At 50.2% G+C, this 20,278-nt stretch carries 19 protein-coding genes and 1 pseudogene; 13 read left to right on the plus strand and 7 right to left on the minus strand.

What is annotated here, in order from left to right:
- Positions 1-10 precede the first annotated feature (10 nt).
- Positions 11-634, minus strand: a complete 624-nt coding sequence (locus C1752_RS09025) for a hypothetical protein (protein ID WP_110985722.1) — start codon at positions 632-634, stop codon at positions 11-13.
- Positions 635-780: 146 nt separating this feature from the next.
- On the minus strand, positions 781-1,554 hold the full coding sequence (locus C1752_RS09030; RefSeq protein ID WP_110985723.1) for an ABC transporter permease: 774 nt from the start codon (positions 1,552-1,554) through the stop codon (positions 781-783).
- Between the two features lie 167 nt (positions 1,555-1,721).
- On the opposite strand from C1752_RS09030, the gene C1752_RS09035 reads away from it, so the two are divergent.
- The gene (locus tag C1752_RS09035) at positions 1,722-2,852 is read left to right on the plus strand and encodes a cob(I)yrinic acid a,c-diamide adenosyltransferase (protein WP_110985724.1); all 1,131 of its coding nucleotides are present in this window, start codon (positions 1,722-1,724) and stop codon (positions 2,850-2,852) included.
- 190 nt (positions 2,853-3,042) lie between these two features.
- Here the strand turns inward: C1752_RS09035 and C1752_RS09040 are convergent, their stop codons facing one another.
- Positions 3,043-3,528: a bilin-binding protein gene (locus C1752_RS09040; protein WP_110985725.1), complete on the minus strand. Its 486-nt coding sequence runs from the start codon at positions 3,526-3,528 to the stop codon at positions 3,043-3,045.
- 463 nt (positions 3,529-3,991) lie between these two features.
- Between C1752_RS09040 and C1752_RS09045 the strand changes: the two genes are divergently transcribed.
- The gene (locus tag C1752_RS09045; protein WP_110985839.1) at positions 3,992-4,651 is read left to right on the plus strand and encodes a TVP38/TMEM64 family protein; all 660 of its coding nucleotides are present in this window, start codon (positions 3,992-3,994) and stop codon (positions 4,649-4,651) included.
- Positions 4,652-4,962: 311 nt separating this feature from the next.
- Positions 4,963-5,883 (plus strand): hypothetical protein, encoded by a 921-nt coding sequence (locus tag C1752_RS09050; RefSeq protein ID WP_110985726.1) that lies wholly within the window; start codon positions 4,963-4,965, stop codon positions 5,881-5,883.
- Between the two features lies 1 nt (position 5,884).
- Here C1752_RS09050 and C1752_RS09055 read toward each other — a convergent pair whose 3' ends face one another.
- Positions 5,885-7,861: an ABC1 kinase family protein gene (locus C1752_RS09055; RefSeq protein WP_110985727.1), complete on the minus strand. Its 1,977-nt coding sequence runs from the start codon at positions 7,859-7,861 to the stop codon at positions 5,885-5,887.
- A gap of 437 nt (positions 7,862-8,298) precedes the next feature.
- Between C1752_RS09055 and C1752_RS09060 the strand changes: the two genes are divergently transcribed.
- The 4 genes from C1752_RS09060 to recR all read left to right on the plus strand — a co-directional run bounded on the left by C1752_RS09060 (position 8,299) and on the right by recR (position 11,461).
- Entirely contained in the window at positions 8,299-9,255 is a 957-nt protein-coding gene (locus C1752_RS09060) for an RNA polymerase sigma factor, RpoD/SigA family (RefSeq protein ID WP_110985728.1), read from the plus strand.
- Positions 9,256-9,354: 99 nt separating this feature from the next.
- Positions 9,355-9,690: a DUF760 domain-containing protein gene (locus tag C1752_RS09065; RefSeq protein ID WP_110985729.1), complete on the plus strand. Its 336-nt coding sequence runs from the start codon at positions 9,355-9,357 to the stop codon at positions 9,688-9,690.
- 35 nt (positions 9,691-9,725) lie between these two features.
- Complete coding sequence (gene mutY, locus C1752_RS09070; RefSeq protein ID WP_110985730.1) at positions 9,726-10,814, plus strand: A/G-specific adenine glycosylase; 1,089 nt, start codon at positions 9,726-9,728, stop codon at positions 10,812-10,814.
- Positions 10,815-10,855: 41 nt separating this feature from the next.
- The gene (gene recR, locus C1752_RS09075) at positions 10,856-11,461 is read left to right on the plus strand and encodes a recombination mediator RecR (protein ID WP_110985731.1); all 606 of its coding nucleotides are present in this window, start codon (positions 10,856-10,858) and stop codon (positions 11,459-11,461) included.
- On the opposite strand, the gene C1752_RS09080 is transcribed toward recR, so the two are convergent.
- Positions 11,458-12,000, minus strand: a complete 543-nt coding sequence (locus C1752_RS09080; protein ID WP_110985732.1) for a response regulator — start codon at positions 11,998-12,000, stop codon at positions 11,458-11,460. The genes recR and C1752_RS09080 overlap by 4 nt on opposite strands.
- Positions 12,001-12,288: 288 nt before the next feature.
- Between C1752_RS09080 and C1752_RS09085 the strand changes: the two genes are divergently transcribed.
- Positions 12,289-13,227: a serine hydrolase gene (locus C1752_RS09085; RefSeq protein ID WP_110985733.1), complete on the plus strand. Its 939-nt coding sequence runs from the start codon at positions 12,289-12,291 to the stop codon at positions 13,225-13,227.
- A gap of 126 nt (positions 13,228-13,353) precedes the next feature.
- Positions 13,354-15,957, plus strand: coding sequence for a CHAT domain-containing protein (locus C1752_RS09090; RefSeq protein WP_110985734.1), 2,604 nt, complete (start codon positions 13,354-13,356; stop codon positions 15,955-15,957).
- On the opposite strand, the gene C1752_RS09095 is transcribed toward C1752_RS09090, so the two are convergent.
- A complete protein-coding gene (locus C1752_RS09095) occupies positions 15,890-17,035 on the minus strand; it encodes a WD40 repeat domain-containing protein (protein WP_158535046.1) in 1,146 nt (381 codons plus the stop codon). The genes C1752_RS09090 and C1752_RS09095 overlap by 68 nt on opposite strands.
- A gap of 101 nt (positions 17,036-17,136) precedes the next feature.
- Complete coding sequence (locus C1752_RS09100; protein ID WP_110985840.1) at positions 17,137-17,652, minus strand: ferric reductase-like transmembrane domain-containing protein; 516 nt, start codon at positions 17,650-17,652, stop codon at positions 17,137-17,139.
- Positions 17,653-18,368: 716 nt separating this feature from the next.
- On the opposite strand from C1752_RS09100, the pseudogene C1752_RS30585 reads away from it, so the two are divergent.
- The 4 genes and pseudogenes from C1752_RS30585 to C1752_RS09115 all read left to right on the plus strand — a co-directional run.
- A pseudogene (locus tag C1752_RS30585) lies at positions 18,369-18,584 on the plus strand (transposase); the annotation flags it as partial.
- Between the two features lie 451 nt (positions 18,585-19,035).
- Entirely contained in the window at positions 19,036-19,740 is a 705-nt protein-coding gene (locus tag C1752_RS09105; RefSeq protein WP_110985736.1) for a hypothetical protein, read from the plus strand.
- 81 nt (positions 19,741-19,821) lie between these two features.
- Positions 19,822-20,061 carry a 2Fe-2S iron-sulfur cluster-binding protein gene (locus C1752_RS09110; RefSeq protein ID WP_110985841.1) on the plus strand — a complete coding sequence of 80 codons (240 nt, stop codon included), beginning with the start codon at positions 19,822-19,824 and terminating at the stop codon, positions 20,059-20,061.
- Positions 20,062-20,064: 3 nt separating this feature from the next.
- Positions 20,065-20,277: a hypothetical protein gene (locus C1752_RS09115; RefSeq protein ID WP_110985737.1), complete on the plus strand. Its 213-nt coding sequence runs from the start codon at positions 20,065-20,067 to the stop codon at positions 20,275-20,277.
- Position 20,278 lies beyond the last annotated feature (1 nt).

Below are 20,278 nucleotides of genomic sequence, written 5' to 3' on the forward strand. Positions count from 1 at the left end.
TCATCTGACACTATTCCGTTTCTTCTCTGCTACCGGGAAGAAGCGGTTGTGGCTTTTCCTTTGAATTTAGCGTACCAACGGCTCCTGCGACGCTGCCAGCCCCGACAATGCCTTGCGTAACGGCTTGCCCTGCAGCCATGCCACCGCCACCCGTAGCGAGACTTCCTCCGCCTAACGCCGCAAGACCACTTGATGTTGCTGCAGCGCCAGCAGTTCCAGAAGCTGCGGAAAGCGCAACGGCTGCTTCGGCAACCCCAATTTCAGCAACGGCTCCCACGGCAGCGGATCCGACGACCGTTCCTACTTTCTTTGCTGTAGCAATAGTCGCTTGATCTGCTCCTATCGCTGTAGCACCTAAAGCGGTCAATTCGCCTCCAGCTTTACCAGCATATTCGGTTGCCCTATCAGCAACGAAACCAGCTCCTTTGCCAGTTTCTGTCAAAGCGATCTTTGCGACCTCACCAGTTGTTCTAAGTACACTACCGATAGCTTCTACATTACGGTTCCCTGAAGACTCCGCAATCGCTCCGAGACCATGAAGACCTAGCTTTGCTGCAGTACCGGCTGCGCTCCCGGTATGTCTGATAATGCCACCTAAGCTGAGATTCTTCGCAATCCATTTACCTGCTGCCATGCGTTTTGCCAGTCCAATCCAAGAGTTCTCTTCTAAATGTGTGCTTCACTCAACAACTAGATGACCAAAATTCAGTTGAGAATAACAGGACACAACTATAAGAGTGCCCAAGTATAGGGAAGTGTTTCCCAAGCTTGCTCTCAGGATCAAAACTCTCGGAATGAGAAGAGCCAGGTTGCGATCGCAAGCAGCAAAACCACATACACCGCCCCATACCCAGCATTAGCCGCGAGCACCCCCGGTTCCGGCAGCAGCCCATAAACCGCCTGACTTTTCAGATCGAGCCGCGATAGGTCCGGGAAAATATAGTAGATGCCCTTGGCAATATTTTTGACGCTATCTGCCTCAATCTTGTCGCTAAGCGTCAGCAAATTATGGCTGAGGTGGCCCATAAAATACGCCGTGAACGTCAGCACCGTTGCCATCAAAGAACTGGTCAACACCCCAAATAGAACGGCGGCAGCTGACATCAGCGAAAGTTCAAGGCCAATGTAGAAAGAAGCCGTGACCATACTGCCAAAACCATAGTCAATCTGCCGCCAATTCATGATCGTGAGAAAGATCACCGTCATCAGAGCGATGAGCACCATCAACACCGCAGAGAGTCCCAGATGCTTACCGACAATAAACTCGGCCCGACTCATCGGCTTTGCCAACAGCACCAGCGCTGTCTTCTTCTCAATTTCTTTGCGGACTAAATTGCCCCCTTCAAAGGCCGCAACCGCCAGCCCCAAGAGCGCCATGCCTGCGAGTCCCACATCCAGGCTGATTTTGCCTTCTGTTCCCACAGAGACTTCGTTGAGAAAGAGAACGGCCAGCACAAAAACAATAGTGTATAGACCCACAATGTAGATCACGCGCTCTCGCAAAACGCCTCGGAAGACGTTCGCCGCAATGGCCCAAATTCTTCGAATGTTCATGTCAAGTACAATACCCATTTTCTGTAAGTGACAGTTAGAGAGATTAATCTTTACAGAGTTTCTTCATCTATAATGCCCAGGTTGTCTCCCAAAAGATTATTGTGCTTCCAGAGTCAACGTACAAGGCGAACCCAGTACAGTATGAGAAAGCATAGCCATCCAACACAATGACCAGAACCGGAATTGGGATCAAGACCGCTCAAGGACGTAACGAACGGGTCGTCGGTCAAATCCACGTTTATAACGGCGCAGGGAAAGGTAAGTCTCAAGCCGCCCTGGGTGTAGTCCTACGCTCCATTGGGCTGGGGATTGGATCCTCTTGGCCCACGCGGGTTCTGCTGCTGCGTTTTTTGAAAGGACCGGGACGTATTTACGCAGAAGATGCCGCTATTGAAGCACTCCAGCGAGCCTTCCCTCACCTAGTCGATCAGGTTCGCACGGGTCGGGCTGAGTTCTTTGGCGCCGATGAGATTACCAAGTTTGACCGCCAAGAAGCACAGCGAGGGTGGGATATTGCCAAAGGTGCGATCGCATCTGGTCTCTACTCCGTAATTGTTCTCGACGAACTCAACCCCGTCTTAGACCTAGGCTTGTTGCCGATGGACGACGTGGTCCAATCCTTGAAGGGGAAGCCCGAGCACCTTGAAATCATTGCCACCGGGCGCGGCACCCCACAGCAGCTGCTCGAGATCACAGATCTGCACTCCGAAATGAAGCCCTATTCCCATCGGGCAGAAGAACTCGGCATCGAAGGCATTGAAATCTACACCGGAGACGGCAAAGGTAAATCCACTAGTGCCCTAGGTAAAGCCCTCCAGGCTATCGGACGTGGCATTAGCGAAGATCAGTCCCACCGCGTCTTGATCATGCAGTGGCTCAAGGGTGGGCGCGGCTACACCGAAGATGCCGCTATCTCTGCCATGCAGCAAAGTTACCCTAGCCTCGTGGATCACCAGCGCTGTGGACGTGATGCAATTGTCTGGCGCGGTCAGCAGCAGGAGCTAGACTACGTGGAAGCCGAGCGGGGCTGGGAAGTAGCGCGGGCCGCCATTGCCTCTGGCCTGTACAAAACCATCATTTTGGATGAATTAAACCCGACTGTTGACCTAGAGCTGTTGCCAGAGGAGCCGATTATGCAGGCTTTTCTTCGCAAGCCAAGGGATACTGAAATTATTGTTACAGGCCGCTGCAAGAATCCACCCGCCTACTTTGATCTGGCGAGTATTCACTCAGAAATGGTTTGTCACAAACATTACGCCGAAAAAGGGATTGACCTCAAGCGAGGCGTTGACTTTTAGATCATTCCATAAACGAAATTTGATGCATCTAGCCCGCCTTGCCTACCTAATCGAGAGTTGAGCGGAGCCGAGACCTGCCCGCCAAATGCATTTGCCTACTCAAAAAGATAGGTCTGAGCCATAGAGGCTCAGACCTATCTAGAAACAGAATTTCTGGACTTACCTGTCTATATCAGAAAAGATGAAGGTTCTAGGTGAGGCTGTCACAAATGTAGTCAAGGTAGCAGCCCAGTTCACAACCTGCCTCTTCGCCCAACAGCTCCGTGGTCACAAACTTCATCGATTGAATAGCTCCCACCGTCGAAGTAATTGATACACCCAGTGAATGGTAGGTCTCCTTGAGGCCGTTCAAAACGCGCTCATCTAAAATCGAGGTGTCGCCAGCAACCATGGCATAGGTTGCATAGCGCAGATAAAAATCAAGGTCACGTACGCAGGCCGCATACTGGCGAGTTGTGTGCATTGCCGTACCAGGCTTCGCCGCATTAGCACCTGCTAAGGAATGGGCTACGGCATCTTTGACGATATCGGGGGCATGGTCGCTAATCACAGCCGCTGTTTTAAGCCTGAGTTCACCGGTCTGAAAATACTGCTCAAGCTGGGCTAGGCTCTCAGAGTTGAGGTACTGCCCTTGCAGATCTGATGAGGTGATTGCAGCAGTAATCGCGTCTTGCATGATGGTGTCGCTTCCTTAACAGGCTTGATTAAAACGGGAGCAATGCGTAACAGGGGTCTTAAGATGTGGAGTCTCTACTCAAAGGAAGTTGACGTTCCTAGGGCACTCAGCACCCCTCGATCTAGAGCGCTAATCTACGCTAATTCTCGTCCATAGAGAACATTCTCAGCTATTTTGGTGGGCAGCTTGTCAGGTACGCAACACTTTTTAATATTATCAATGAGTTTTCGTTATCTATCAAGTTCGGTTCACCCGCCAAGACGGTGGCAACTGCGACCTCGGCATTATCTTGAAGCTATAGATGCTGATGCGCTACAACAGCCTGACAAGCACAAAGCTAAAGAATAGGCAGGTCTGGCGGCTAGCCTAGATTATTCGTTCCCCGTGAATGTAAGTACAATTTGTGAATCACGTCGGTAGAGCTTTTTGCTCTGCGCTGATGGCCAACCCAGATTCTGCTTCTATGAATAAAACGCTGCGTAAGGTTATTAAATTTGTACTGATTGCGGGGGGCGTTGCTTTAGCCATTTGGGCTTTTCAACAGGTGGACCTAGATCCCCTGAAAGCTAAAATCGAGAGCCTTGGACCTTGGGCACCCGTTGGTATTTTTGCGCTACGCACCATTAGCGTGGTGATTCCTATTGTTCCAAGCACGATATGGGCATTTTTTGCAGGGTCTTTCCTGGACTACCCGGTTGCTGTCGCCACTGTCGTCTTTGCCGATATCGTCTCCTGTAGCTTGGGTTTTTATCTTGCAAAACGATATGGTCGTGGCCTTGTGGAGAAGCTGGTTGGCACTCGATTCATGGGAAAAGTTGACAAGCTAAGTCAAAAACATCTAGAAAGCAATTTCTTTTTGTTGGCTGGGGCATTAATGACAGGTGCCTTTGACTTTGTAAGCTACAGTGCAGGCTTAACCACAACAAAATGGAAGATGTTCTTACCAGCCCTAGTACTCGGGGCTCTCGTCTCTGATGCACCGATGGTGGCTATCGGTGCAAACTTGTTTGAAAAAGGCAATGGTTATATGTTTGCCGGACTGGCTATCTTGAGCGCTTTTTGTTTATCGATCTTGGCGGGATGGTTACAAAAACGAGCCTCCCCCTCTGTGACGAACGAATAGAGCTAAAGAGAGCTAGTTGAAACCTCGCTAGCGATGACCATAAGCGGCTGGTCGGCGATGGCGACACCAATTCGGCCCGCTTCAGCCTACTAACACACCGATACATATTGATTAGAGCAGATATTTCTGTAGCATCAGCCGCACAAGGGTGCAGGCATTCGTGCGGAGCGAAGATCTCACCTGAGCCAACGACACAGAAGATAGGTTGCTTTCTTTCATCCCTTACTATGAGAGCCTTACTATGAAAATGCTCGTGATACCCTACTTGCACTGGAGTGGGTAGATTGAGTGCAACGCTACCGGCTTAGAATATGAACGAGACCTCAGAACAAACGGCGACCCTGCATCCGGCCCTGCAGACTGCGCTAGCTAGCCTAGATCTAACCGTAGAATCTGAGCTGACCTATTACCGTCAGCAGCAGGCTCAGCTTTTAATCCCGCCCGAAGAAAGCGCCGCTTTGGTCTCTGAATCGCAGCCTGAGATCGAAGCAGAACCCCAAGCCTTAGCAAGCGCCATTGAAGCCCCTGAGCCGCCCCCTATTGACCCTGCAATGCATCCCGAACCCGTTGTTGCTAGTGCCAGCAGTGCAGAATCTGAAACGCTGGCAGAGCCAGAAACACTGCCCGATGCCGCTCTCGTGCCCGAGCCTGAAATTCAGGAAGCTGCGCTCGTCACGACCCATAACGATCGGCCTGCCGAAACCGAGGACATGATTGCAATCGAGACACCGCCGGATGCAGCCCTCGACTCTGAGACAGCAGAGCCGCTGAGTACGCCACCTCCAGCGGACTTTCCAAAGTCTTACGAAAACTATTTAGATCCCTCCATTGAGGATTATCTGGAGTCATCTGAGGCTCTCCTCCGCCATTTAGAAGAATCGAAGGCAGAGCCAGAACAGAAACCTAAGCAGAACAAGAAGCTTCTACCGGGACTCCTCTTGGCATTATTTGTCTTGAGTTTAGGTGCGCTTATGCTTCGGGGACTCAGGCGTGGAAAACGCCCTGCCGATCCGCCTCCCGCAGAGACGGTTTCCCCGTCTCCGTCTCCATCCTTAGCACCTTCGCCATCCCTGGGCTTGCCGCAGCTACCGATCACGCCTAGCCCCACACCTAGTCCAGCTCCTAGCGGAACAGCAACGCCTAGCCCCACGCCCAGTTCGATACCGCTCCAACCTCCCAGCCCGACGGTAACCGCGAGTCCATCACCGTCTCCTAGCCCAGCATCTCCCTGAACTAGCGATGACGAGAGACGCTGATGGCCGAACCTTGAGGTTCATTGGCTAGCAGAACGTCACGAATGACGCGGGCCGCTAGTTTTTGAGCAAGGCCATTGGCAACCTGCTGTCCTAGACGATGGGTTTCTGGGCGGACCAGAATTGCCGCGATGGCGGGTACAAGCTGAAACGGGTCAAAGCTCTGGGTTTCCTGCAGAAGGCCCATAATTCGCTGCATCTGCGCCAATGTTTCGCTGAAGTCAGGAGGCGTGCTGGTGGACGACGGCATGCTGTGATCAGCCTTCTCAGTTAAGCTTCGCAAGGGTGCCAACGCAGTATGGAGCGCTGTTTGACCCAGGTTATCTAAGCCATTGACCAACTCCTGAGCGATGCGATCGCGCATAAACTCGCCTCGTTCTGAGAAGAGAAAATCTAGAGCCTGATCTAGAGAGCCGTTGAGGTCATAGTCATAGTTGTTTTGAGCATTACGGAGCAGATTTTCTAAGCGATTCCAGCGAAACTCCTCTTCCTTAAACAGCAGGTCAATCAGACTCTGCCGTAGCTCAGGGGCTGGATCAGTAAGAATTCGTTTTGCTACGTAGGGATAGGCTGCGCTCAAAACCTTGAATTCTTCGTCAACTCCAATAGCGATCCCTTCCATCGTCAGCAGCGATCGCACAATCAGTGCATAGTAGGACGGCACCTGAAAGGGATACTCGTACATCAATTCTGATAGATCATCAAAAATACTCTGAATGTTGAGTTCCGCCACGCTGGCGCCCAGAGCATTATTAAAGACGACCCCCAATGCCGGAACGATGGGTGCTAAATCGGTATCCGGCGTCAAAAAACCCAAACGCACGTAGTCATGGGCCAACGCCTCAAACTCACGATTGACGATGTGGACAATGGCATTGATGAGGCCATAGCGCTGGTCGACACGAATCTCACTCATCATGCCGAAGTCAAGGTAGGCCAGCTTGCCGTCGGGTGTCGCCAGCAAATTGCCGGGGTGGGGATCGGCATGAAAAAAGCCATGCTCTAGCAGCTGACGAAGTGAGCACTGAACGCCAACATCAATCAGATGTCGAGCATCAATACCTTGAGCCAAGATCTTTTCGGGTTGGGTTAGCTTTGTGCCATCAATCCACTCCATTGTCAGCACCCGGCGGCTCGTATATTCCCAGTGAATGGTCGGGACATGAATTTCGGGTAGGTATCCATACAGTTCAGCAAAATGCTCAGCGTTGTGACCTTCCTGTACGTAGTCCATCTCTTCGAATAGGCGGCCGGCGAACTCATCCAGAATCGCTACTAGATCACTACGCGGATTGAACTGTTTTTGTGCCCAAGTCGCTAAGCTGCGGAGTAGATAGATATCTAGGGCAATTTGTTCTGCGAGCCCCGGGCGCTGCACCTTAACTGCGACCTGTTCACCCGAGCGCAGTCGTCCTTTATAAACCTGCCCGAGAGAAGCCGCCGCAATCGGGTCAGGACTCAGCTCTGCAAAAAGCTCGTGGGGTGGCTGGCCCAGACCTTCTTCAATGAAGCGAAAGGCAATCTGGTTGTCGAACGGCGGAATTTGATCCTGCAGCCTGGACAGCTCTTCAAGGTAAACCGGGGGCAAAATATCAGGCCGAGTGGAGAGAGCTTGACCAATTTTGATAAAGGCTGGTCCCAGCTCTGTGAGCATTTCGCGTAGCTGCACAGCCCGTTTGCGCTGCTGCTTCGGGCTCAATCCTGCTCGTTGATCCCACCAGCGATTGAGCTGAAGCCGCGCAAATGAGGACGTAATCAGCCACCATCGCCGTGCAACTTTGACGTACTGCCCTCGATACTGCTGCTGAATCTGGGCCGGATCGTAGCGAGGGCCAGACGGACGCTTGACAATAGGCTGAGCAGACTTAGACGGCTCTGTCGCAGGCCAAACAAGGGCTCCCGCCGACGTGTAGGCTGAAGTCGAAGGTGAAGCAATAGACTTAGATGCCAAGGTCATAATAAAAATTAAGCTGCAACTGCGGGAGAAGAGAACTCTCAGAATTACTGACTGAGCAGCAACATATCTTCAGAATATCTTTAGAAAGCTCTCTTGTAACGCATTGTAACAATAAGCTCGAGAAATGGGGAAAAGTCCATCTATTGCTGGACCTTAACCAATTAGCTTATTCCGCTGTAGGTGCTGCTGGGAAATGGGCCAATGTTACAGTTGTTAACAGTACGGTTCATTTGTATTACTCATGGAATTGCCTCTACGGTCGTATCGCAATTAACTGTCACAGATTCTGCATTCAGGTATGCTGCGATGAGCTTTAGAGCGATAGATCTATGACTGGCAATGCAGGTAATGGCCCGTCACTACTTGTCCATCTCATCGCATGTGACTTCTGTGGACCCTTGCGACCACATTTACTCTGACGGACGAGGTTTTAAGATATGAGAAGTACTGACACATCGAAAGATCTGGTTCGGACATATTTACGCGAAATTGGCCGTGTGCCCTTGCTGACTCACGAGCAAGAGATCACCTACGCGAAACAAGTTCAGCGCTTTATTGAGCTTCAGACTTTAAGAACAGAGTTAGTCGAAAAGCTAGAACAAGAACCAGCCTTGGAGCAATGGGCAGAAGCCGCTCAGGTCTCTGCAACAGACCTACAGCAGCAAATCACTGACGGTGAAGCTGCGAAGCGCAAAATGGTGGAAGCCAATCTGCGTTTGGTGGTATCCGTTGCCAAGAAATATATTAAGCGCAATGTTGATCTGCTGGATTTAATTCAAGAAGGCACGATTGGTATGACGCGGGGCGTCGAAAAATTTGATCCCACGAAGGGCTACCGATTCTCGACCTATGCCTACTGGTGGATTCGTCAAGCCATCACCCGCGCGATCGCGGAGAAGGGACGCACGATTCGCCTGCCTATTCACATTACTGAAAAGCTTAATAAGATCAAGAAGACACAGCGACAGTTGGCCCAAGAACTGGGACGAGCCGCTACGATTGATGAACTCGCTGAAGCACTCAATCTAAGCTCAAAGCAGGTACGTGAATACCTAGATCGCTCACGGTTGCCGCTCTCTTTAGATGTCAAGGTTGGTGACAATCAAGATACTGAGTTGGGGGAGCTGATTGAAGATCCCTCTGCCTCTCCTGAGACTTATACCTTTCAAGTCTCGTTGCGCCAGGATTTGCAGCGCTTGATGGCTGACTTGACGTCTCAGCAACAGCAAGTGTTAACGCTCCGTTTCGGTCTTGATAGTGGTAAACCCCTCACCTTGGCGAAGGTCGGAGAACAGCTTGAAATTAGTCGAGAGCGTGTCCGCCAGATTGAGCGTGAGGCCTTGAATAAGCTGCGTAAACGCAAGGCAGATATCCATGAGTATTTAGCCAGTTAAGTCTTAATTTGTGTACCTTCGGGTTCGGTTCTGCCCACTACGGAGATCTCTGTAGCGTTGTTATCGTGGGCTTATCAGGCCATTAGGTAGGATTTCTAAATGGATAATCTTAGAGAAGACCCCTCCGCTAATTTTGACGCTCCCTCTAGCCCGTCCACCAATCAGCTTTGGCAGTACGTACAGTCTATGGATGAGAGTTCTGTCGGCCGTCTTTCAAAGCCAGAGTCTGAGGAGGTAAAACAGGTTATGGAGCGCCATATCCTGTCATTGCTGGGCAATCTGCCGTCAGAACAGTTTGATGTGATGGTTAGTACCAGTCGTGAACACTTGGCACATCTCATGTCTGTGGCAATGCTGAACGGCTATTTTCTGCGGGCAGCTGAGCAACGCCTAGCGGTGGAGCGCCTTGTGCAGTCAGATTTAGCTGTGGATTGAGTCTTTATATATTGGGGGCTAAAATCGACTTAAGGATGAAATCGGTCCCGCCATCTGTCGTTCAGCCTTTACGGACTTCGCTAAAAATCTGGTATGACCAGTGGGGTCGAGATTTGCCTTGGCGGCAGACGCTCGACCCCTATGCGATTTGGATCTCGGAAATCATGCTGCAGCAAACGCAGGTGAAGACGGTGATCCCTTATTATCAGCGTTGGTTAAAGCGGTTCCCGACGCTTGAGGTATTGGCTGCCGCTGATCAGCAGCAGGTGCTTAAGCTTTGGCAGGGATTGGGCTACTATGCGCGCGCCCGTAATCTTCATCGTGCAGCTCAGATAATTGTGACGGAATGGGGCGGTCGATTTCCTGATACGCTAGATGCGGTTCTGCAGTTGCCAGGTGTGGGTAAAACCACTGCGGGCGGGATTCTGAGCGCGGCTTTCGATCAGCCAGTTCCGATTTTAGATGGCAATGTTAAGCGGGTTTTAGCTCGATTAACGGCGCTGTCTGTACCGCCTAAACGAGCGCTGCTCCACCTCTGGTTGGTCTCTGAACAGGTGTTGGATCCTGAGTATCCGCGCGGTTTCAATCAAGCTCTGATGGATTTGGGGGCGACGATTTGTCTGCCCAAGCAGCCGAGTTGCGATCGCTGTCCCTGGTCAGAATTTTGCCAAGCTTATCTTTTGAATTTGCAAACAAAATTACCTATGTCTGAACCTCGCTCTCCCCTGCCCCATAAGCAAATTGGGGTTGCTGTGATCTGGAATGATCAGGGCCAAGTTTTAATCGATAGACGTCCCCAAAAGGGATTGCTGGGCGGACTATGGGAATTCCCTGGAGGTAAGGTTGAAGCGGGCGAAACTATTCCTGACTGCATTGCTCGGGAAATCAAAGAGGAGCTGGGCATTGAGATTGAGGTGGGCGATCATTTGATCACCGTGGATCATGCCTATACGCACTTCAAGGTAACGCTAACGGTTCACCACTGCCGTCATCTGGTGGGAGAGCCACAGCCGATTGCATGTGATGAGGTCCGCTGGGTTACGTTGGATGATATTGAGATGTACCCTTTCCCGAGCGCCAATCAACAAATTATTGATGCGCTTCGCCATCAAACTCCCCAGTAACGTTAGACGTGTTTGAACGATAGGTTAAAGGAACCGCCAGCTTGAGTACTGTTTATACCCGTCCGCTAGCTCGCCTTGTTGAGCAACTCCAGCGCCTCCCTGGCGTTGGTCCTAAAACAGCGCAGCGGTTAGCGCTACACATCCTCAAACGACCTGAGACAGAGGTTCGTGCCCTGGCACAGGCCCTAGTCGAAGCGAAGCAGCAGGTTGGGTTTTGCTCGGTCTGTTTTCACCTCTCAGCAGAGCCGGTCTGTGATATTTGCCGCGCCCCTAACCGTGAGGGAGCAGCACTCTGCGTGGTGGCTGATTCCAGAGATGTGATTGCCCTCGAAAAGACAAGAGAGTTCCGGGGCCGTTACCATGTGCTCGGCGGCTTGATTTCACCTATGGATGGTCTGGGGCCTGAGCAGCTTAATATTCAGGCTTTGGTGCAGCGAGTGGGTCAGTCTGATGACATTAAGGAAGTCATTTTAGCGATCAACCCCAGCGTTGAGGGCGAAACGACAACGTTGTATGTAGGGCAGCTTTTGAAGCCCTTTACGCGGGTGACCCGCATTGCCTTTGGATTACCCATGGGGGGCGATCTAGAGTATGCCGACGAGGTGACGTTAGCGCGTGCGCTTGAGGGGCGACGAGAGCTTGATTAGATCTTTTGCTTCACGAACTTAACGAGCTGAGCCAGCGCTTTCTTTAGATTAGCGACTTCATCTTCGAGACCCTCGATTCTTTGATGGAGAGCAGCAACTTCTGAGGTATCGATAGACGGCGCTGCAACTTTGAGAGGGGCCGCCCCTGTTCTGATGCGGGGTTGCTTCGATTTTGTGATTGCACCTTTGATTGCACCTTGGAGCTGATGCTTCTCAAAGGGTTTTTCAATAAATTCAAAAAACTCAAATGGCTCTGATAGCTTGTCGGTGACTTCTTCTTTCCGCCCTGACATAATCACAAGGGGAATAGCCTGCAGACTTTGCTCAAGCTGGAGCTCTTGATAAACTTCCCAGCCACTGAGGCGCGGCAGCAAGAAATCTAGCATGATTAGGTTAGGACGCTCTTGACGAATCAAGTTCAGCCCCTCGACGCCATCTTTGGCTTCTAGAACCTGAAAGTCACCGTCTGGAAGCATGTCCCTGACTCGCATCCGGATGACTTTACTGTCATCAATCACTAGGATTTTATGACCTGCCACGTGTATCTCCTGCGCCCACTGCTGGTTTTAAGTTTTCAATCTTACATTAGTCTTCATCAGTAAAGATAGCTCTGTCAATGCATTCCTCTGCATTAGAGCTAGCTGTCTTTGATTCTGACTCTTTATTAAGCTTTCCCAACTGATCCCTGAATTGAATCATTGTTCAGAAATTGCACAGGTCTTTATTCTGCAAAAATTAACGAGTAATTTAGGGAATGACTATAGCTTGGCGATGCAAGTAGAGCAGTGGTAGTGTGCGGAGGAACTGCTGTCATTGTCTTACCTGCCATGCCATTTTTTCAGGCTGATGGAGAACTTGCTGCCCACGGGAATCAAATTTTAGAGGCAGCTTGGGAAAAGTTCCCAGACTTGCCGCGCAATCAAATTGCGTTGACTTGGTTGGTGTACGATCCGCCGTTCCCGACAAACACTGGGGGGGCACTGGATGCCCAGACGTTCTGGCAGTATCCTGTGCGAGGTTTTAGCTATCGGGGGATGGAGCGGATTTATCCAGCGAGTGTGGTTAAACTCTTCTATCTAGTAGCCTGTCACGAGTGGCTAGAAACGGGGATGCTGCCGCCGTCGGTTGAACTGGAGCGGGCGATGCGGGATATGATTGCCGACTCTAGCAATGATGCGACGAGTCTGGTGGTGGATATGTTGACGGGCACCACGAGCGGCCCAGAGCTACCTTCAGAGCCGTTTGAGACTTGGAAACACCAAAGGAATTTGGTGAATCGCTATTTTCAGTCCCTCGATTGGCTGGAGCTAGAGACGGTCAATATCAACCAGAAAACCTGGGGAGATGGTCCTTACGGTCGGGAAAGTCTCTTTGTCGCCAATCAAAATCGCAATATGCTGACGACGGATGCGGTGGCGCGATTAATTCACAGTGTGATGGGGGGTGTGGCTGTTTCGGGGTTGCGATCGCAACAAATGGCAGCCCTCATGCAACGCAGCCTAAGCCCTAACGACCTTACCGCAGACCCTGAAAACCAGATCACCGGATTCCTCGGCGGTGGACTGCCCCCAAATGCTCAAGTCTGGTCTAAAGCAGGTTGGACCAGTACCGTACGGCATGATGCCGCCTATATCGAACTGCCTCAACACTATCCCTATACCCTAGTGGTGTTCACTGAAGGACCCATTATTAGTCAAAACCAAGAGCTTTTACCCTTCATCTCCCAGCAGATTGCCGCAGCCGTTCCCCAACAGGAGAAGGGCTAAAGAATAGATCCGTATTGACCTCAGCCGTGACCTATCGGTTCAAGGGAAGTAACCCTCTATACTAAGGAGTGATCCTGTGGCGGAGAAATGTCGGCATGAGCCATCTACGGCTCTAACGGTCACATCATGGCCCGAACAACATTGAAACTAAAAATCCCTAAAAAGCTGAGTCACCTTGGATATTTTTGGGGTGGCGTAGGTCTTGTCATCTTTCTTAACCTCAACCCAGGCATTGCCCAAACGAAGGACATACAATCATTACCCCTGCCGCAGATTGTCCCAGCAGAAGCAACTCAGGTAGAAGTGGCCCCTACCGAGGACCTGTGGGTTCAGGGTCATAACCATTATCAGTCAGGTCAGTTTACGGCCGCGATCTCAGCTTGGCAGCAACTGGAGCGGCTTGCAGAATCCCAAGGAGACGGCCTAAATCAAGCTGTGCTTCTAAATCATTTGTCATCGGCTCATCAACAACTCGGAGAATGGTCAGAGGCTCAGACGGCTAATGACCGCAGCCGCGAACTATTGACAGACCAACCCGGTGCTCGACTCCAGTTAGCCCAGACCCTCAATACCCAAGGCAGTCTCCAGCTTGCCCAGTCCGAACCTACAGCGGCACTGGCGACTTGGAAGCGTGCCGCTCAAATCTATGCTGAGTCAGGAGATACCGCAGGCCAAGTCGGAAGTCTTATCAACCAAGCCCAGGCTCAGCAAATGCTGGGATTCTATCTGAGAGCTCGCAAGACTCTAGCGCAAGTTAAGGAGACTCTAGAACAGCAGACAGACTCAAATCTTAGAACCACAGGACTTCGTAGCCTCGGGAATACATTCCGTTTGGTGGGTGACCTTGAGCAATCACAAGCTACATTGCAAGCAAGCTTAGAAATAGCGCAAGATTCAGGCTCTAGCCCTTTTGCAAGCTACCTGAGCTTAGGGAATACCGCCTATGCTCAGCAGCAATGGTCAGGAGCACTTCAGCATTATCGTGCTGCTGCACAGTCGCCGATCGCGACTCTCCGCGTTCAGGCTCAGCTCAATCAGCTTAAGGTTGCGCTTAATCAAAGTAATCAGCAGCAGGCGGAACAACTTTGGCCACAGATCCAAGCTCAGATTGAGGCTCTACCGGTTAGTCGAGAAACCGTATATAGCCAGATCAATCTCGGGCGCAGTCTAGTTCAGCTCAAGCAAGAACTCTCACCCAGAGATCTATCTTGGCGCCAAATTGCCCAGTGGATGACGCCAGCCCTGCAGCAAGCACAACAGCTTAACGATCCGCGCGCAGAGTCCTACGCTTTAGGCTATCTAGGGCAGCTCTATGAGCAAAACCAACAGTGGGCTATTGCCGCAGACCTAACCCAGAAAGCCCTCTCCTTGGCGCAGACTGCCAATGCCACCGACATCAGCTATCAGTGGCACTGGCAGCAGGGACGGATCTTAAAGGCACAGGGAGATTGGGTAGCGGCAACAAAGGCCTATGAAAATGCCTTCGAAACCTTGCAGGCTCTCCGTAGTAATTTAGTCGCCATCAATCCGGATGTTCAGTTTTCGTTTCAGCAGACCGTTGAACCGGTATACCGCGATTTAGTGGATTTACTCCTCCAACCCCAAGCATCGAGCCAAGCTCAGATTCAAGAAGCTCGTAACGTTATTGAGGCATTGCAGCTGGTCGAATTAGAAAATTTCTTCCGATCAGCCTGTCTGGAGGGACAGCGCGTTGCTGTTGACCAAGTAGACCAAAAGAATGCGGCGGTTTTATATCCCATCGTGTTGAGTGATCGCCTAGAGGTAATCTTCAGCCTGCCTGAGCAACCCCTTAAGCATTACCCAGTCCCTATTCCGCAGTCAGAGGTTGAAAGTGCTGTTGCACAGGCACGGACCTTTTTTGAGAAACCCTACATCGCGCCAGAAGGTAAAGCATTAGGTCAAACGATTTATCGCTGGTTGATTCAGCCTGCCGAGCAAGATTTAGCCCAGCAACAGATAGACACCTTAGTCTTTGTCCTTGATGGAGCCTTGCGCAATATTCCGATGGCGGCTCTCTATGATGGCAGTCAGTATCTCATTGAGCGCTACAGCGTTGCCTTGGCCCCGGGGCTGCAGTTGCTAAACCCGCGTCCATTGGAGACTCAAAATCTGAAAATCTTGGCTGGAGGGCTAGCTGAAAGTCGTCATGGTTTCCCTGCCCTCAAAAATGTTCGCAAGGAATTAGAGCAAATTCAAGCCGCAGCCTCCGGTCAAGTTTTGCTAGATCAGCGCTTTACAAGGAAGGCACTTCAGGACCAGATCAAGGGAGTATCGTTCCCAGTGGTGCATTTGGCAACCCACGGAGAGTTCAGTTCTAGCTCCAACGGCACCTTTATCTTGGCCTATGATCAGCCCATTCAGATCAATGAACTCAATGAGCTTCTACGCAACAGTGAGCAAACCCGCACACAACCCATTGAACTTCTGGTCTTGAGTGCCTGTCGAACAGCAGCTGGCGATGCGCGAGCAGCCTTAGGGCTGTCGGGAGTGGCTGTGCAAGCGGGTGCGCGGAGTACCCTTGGATCACTGTGGTATTTGGATGACGAATCCGGGGCACAATTTATCCGCGCTTTCTATCGAGAGCTGAGTCAAGGCAGGTTGAACAAGGCAGAGGCGCTCAGACAGGCACAACTATCGTTGCTCAAAGATCCCGACTACCGATCTCCGGCCCATTGGGCGCCCTATGTTTTAGTGGGTAACTGGCTTTAAGCGCACGCGTCAGGTGCTGGATGGGTGCTAACTTAATCGTGGCATCGCTGCTGCCGCTCGCCACCCGCTGTCCATCGGGACTAAAGGCAACAGTCCACACTGCTTGGCGATGTTCTGTCAATCGGCCCAAGATATTGCCCGTTTGTATATTCCACAGCTTGACGGTGGTGTCATGACTACTGCTCGCCAGGGTTTTGCCATCGGGACTAAAGGCAACGGATCGAACCGGGGCCATATGACCAGCCAAACCTTTGAGGAGTCTGCCCTGGTGGACATCCCATAATTTGATAGTTCTGTCCGTACTGCCACTGGCTAAGGTCTGACCATCAGGACTAAATTGAACGGTTCCAACTGCTTCTTGATGCCCCATCAGAGTTTGTGAAAGCTGAGGTTTACGGTGTTGAGACAGTTGCCAGATATTGATTTGACCACTTTGGCTCCCGCAGGCCACCTGACCACCTGCAGGATGGAAGTCCACTGATTGAATCCAAGTATCTGTTGTCATGCGATGAAGAGGTTGACCTGTGGTGAGGTCCCAAATTTGCAGTGTCTTATCAGTACCTCCGCTGGCCAAAAGATTGCCGTTTGGGCTGAGGGCAACTGCCTTGACATCATCATCGTGCCGCAGGGTCCGCTGCAGATGTCCTGTTTTTAGATCCCAAATCTTGATGCGATTGTCCCAACTGCCGCTAACAAGAGTTTGACCGTTGTTGCTAATTGCCAGGGAGGCAATGGCGTCTGCATGCCCTCGAGTTGTCCGAATGAGTGAGCCTGTTTTTAAGTTCCACCACTTGAGCTGGCCGTCGTAGCCTCCACTGACAAGAGTAGAGCCATCTGGGCTAACGACGATGGCGTAAACCCAGGTGCCTTGATTATCGAAAGTGAGAGCAGCGGGAATGGACTCGACAGCTTTTGCCGAGAAAGCCGGACTTTGCGAAGACTGAAGGCCGGTGACCGACCATCGCAACCCGATTCCCTGCCAAATCACGCCACCGACCCCGAAGAGTGCAATGGCAACAATTAGATTCATGAGCGGCCATACCGATTTGGCCTGCTTTCGAGAGACTTGAGATTTCATACCCAACATGTCCTATTTTCAAGGTGTTTCAGTCAAGAAATTAATGAACCAACTGACTGCAGTCGTATATTGCTGCAGTTTGATATCGAGAACCTCTTTTTCTATTGATTGAGAGTCTTACGTTCTCGCCATAGACGAATTATGTATAAAGTGGTGATTGTCAAAATTGCTGCCATGCTAATCGGCGTAATATATGTCCAGTGCCCTGACATTTTGTCCCACACATGCCAAGTCAAAAGAAACATTGCGATATAAGTGAGCCGATGAAGCTGTTTCCAGTTCTTTTTTAGAGCTTTGACGCTCCAATCATTTGAGGTTGCTGCTAGCAAGGTAAAGATGACCATTGTGGCAATCCCTTGAGAGTAAACCCAAGAGGTCTTGAGATCGGCAAAATCAATATGTCGTTTGTGGATCAGTAGCCAGCCATGCAAAAAAGCGAACAAGAACGCTAAAACGCCGATTAAACGGCGTTTTTTGAGTAACAACTTAGGCAGGAGCGATTTCTTAGACTTCGGGAAGACAACGCGAGCAATACTCGGCATTAGCGTAATGACGTAGCTAACCAGTGCTAAGAATCCTAAGGAATTCTCAATAGGTGGAGAGTCAATCATAATCATGTTTTTGGCCCAATAACATTGCTCCTGATAAGTCATTGCAAAGAGCATCATGACTCTCTTCAACCCCCATTGAAGATGCCAGCTCGTATACTTGCACTGAGCTTATCCAGGAAAAACAAGACTATTTATCTAAATAGCCTGAAAATAATTAAATCGAGCAGAAATGCAGATAAAATCACCCAAATGCATCTTTCTTCAGTATCAGAACGAATATATTCCGCTCCTCACAAAATGATTTAGATGTTTGCTAAGACGGTATACATACCATGAAATTGTACATCAATTTATTTTGTGCTGACTGCAAAAAAATGCTTTGAACGTATATTTTTTTGTATAAGTTAATTTACTATAAAATATGCGTATTTTGCGCCAGGGAGATTGTAATTAAAGTCACAAAAAATTGCTTGCAGTTTGAAATTTCTTTTTTATGATCGCTATATCAGTATCTATATCGACTTAAGCTCGAGACGATTGATCTTGTGTTTGCCCTTCTTCCCCTGAGCTTGCATTCTCTTCACTACCGCAATCGCTAAATCATATTCATTGCTGAGCATTCGCTCTGATATCTCGTGAGCTTTCAGTTGCCGCCACCAAGTCTTCATATCGTTGAGTTCGGGGCAAGGTCAGCGAATAGTCTGCATTTCTTTTGTGTCATGTGAACAGTCTCCTGAGTCATTTCCTTGAATGGAGTGTCCACTTTTTCAAGACAAGGTCAGATGGATAAGGTGCTCTTGCGTAAACGGGCGCCGATTGAATCGGTCAATGACTAGCTCAAGAACATTTGCCAGATTGAATAGACTCGACACCGCAGTGGCCCTAATTTTTTAGCGAATCTTTTGGGAGGCTTGATTGCCTACTCCTACCATCTGATGAAAACATCGATAGAGTTGACTCCCGATGAGATGCAAGCACTGCCCACAGCTATTATTTAGCGTCGAACTCACGTAAGACTAGGCTGGTGAGCTGATGAAGGGATTGTTGTCGGGACCGACACATGCATCAATAATTGAGTTTTCCCCAGGCTGGGGAAAACAAGCAGGTTGCAGCAAGAGTAATGAATGTAGCGATTGAGACAAGGTGTATTGAATAGGTCTAAAGACGACATAGCTGTGCATGGATTTTTATGCGGCTGAGTTGGAGAAACGTCAGCACCAAGATAATCTCCAGGAGTAGAAAACTTGAGGGTGCGTGATCTGGATCAGTGAGAGTTGAAGACTGGGCTGATACTCTCATCAAACAACGGCATCGCTGCTTGGTTAGCAAAGTTATGTCGTTGTCTTTTTGACCTTTTAGAAAAGCATTTTCGACTTACCCTAACGAGTTGCTCCAACGTTATTAGCGCTCAGCAATCTCCAGTCCTACTCATGAGATCGAGGTTCCCCTATGACAGCTCTTCGAGATCAGCTGCGCGTTGGCATTGCAATCTTAAGCAATGGTCAATACTCACAAGCGGTCTCTTCTTTAGAAGATATTCTCAAGCAAGCAAGGCCAGCATCTCATCCTTATCTACAGGCCCAGATGCATCTTGTACAGGCCTATCAAGGAAATGGACAAAGCACGCGGGCTTATTCACTGTGCTGCATTTTAGCGACGAGTCAAAATTCTCAGGTGCGAGAATGGGCACAGCGAACTATCAAGGCACTGTCACCGAACCGCTCAACTTCAACAGCAATTCTTTGCTCTGCGGATCGTACCCCTCAAAGTATTCCCCCTCAGCCAAAAGCGAAAAGTCTACAGTCCCTGCGTTTGCAAGGAACAAGAGCGTTTCTACTGTCAAAGAAACGCCTCCTTGAGATCTATCTGAAGCAGGGGCAGAGGGAACGGGCTATTTCGCTCTGTCTGACCCTCGCCACCAGTAATAGCTCTAACGTGCAACTCTGGGCACAGCAGGCCATTAAAAAGCTCTCCCAGCCTGTCCTACCTAAGAGTTTCTCCCCCAATTCCACTTCTAAGCGGACTGACAAACAGCAGCAAATCCCGCTTGAGCCGTGTGGCAAGCCTAATCGCTACTCCAAAAATTACTTGGAAGGGACCGCAATGGAAAAGGTCGTCTCGCAAATCACACGGAAAGATACTGTGATTCTCTAGTCCCATCCCAGAAAGATTAGCTACAGTAGGTAGACAGGAAGGGTCAGATGGTTACCCGTTCACCTTTAGAGAGTGCCTATTGTGAGTGTCTCAGTTCACTTTTTGCCTAATAATGTCACGGTTGAAGCCCAAGTTGGCGAAGGATTGCTAAGCGTTGCTGAACGGGCTGGCATTACTATCCCTACGGGGTGTTTAATGGGGTCTTGTCATGCCTGTGAAGTTGAAGTTACAGAACTCGGCGATCGATGTTGCTGCATCAGCTCGGTACCGCCGGGCCATTCTCAACTCACGATTAATCTATTTAGCGATCCTACCTGGTAGCCGATGCCTTTATCTAATAGCGAAGCCAAGCAGATTCTAGAACGCCTGATATTCGTTGACGAAAAACCGCAGGAGTGGGTACAAGACGTCTGGGATATGAGTCCGACACTGGGCGAAACCGCTGCACGACTTTCAGAGGTCTTCGATGCTTTGCTCGATGTCTGTCCTCCGGGTCAACTAGATGAATTGCTCAAGATGCTCTATCAAAAACAGTAGT

The organism is Acaryochloris thomasi RCC1774 (genome assembly GCF_003231495.1).
Taxonomy (GTDB): Bacteria; Cyanobacteriota; Cyanobacteriia; order Thermosynechococcales; family Thermosynechococcaceae; genus RCC1774.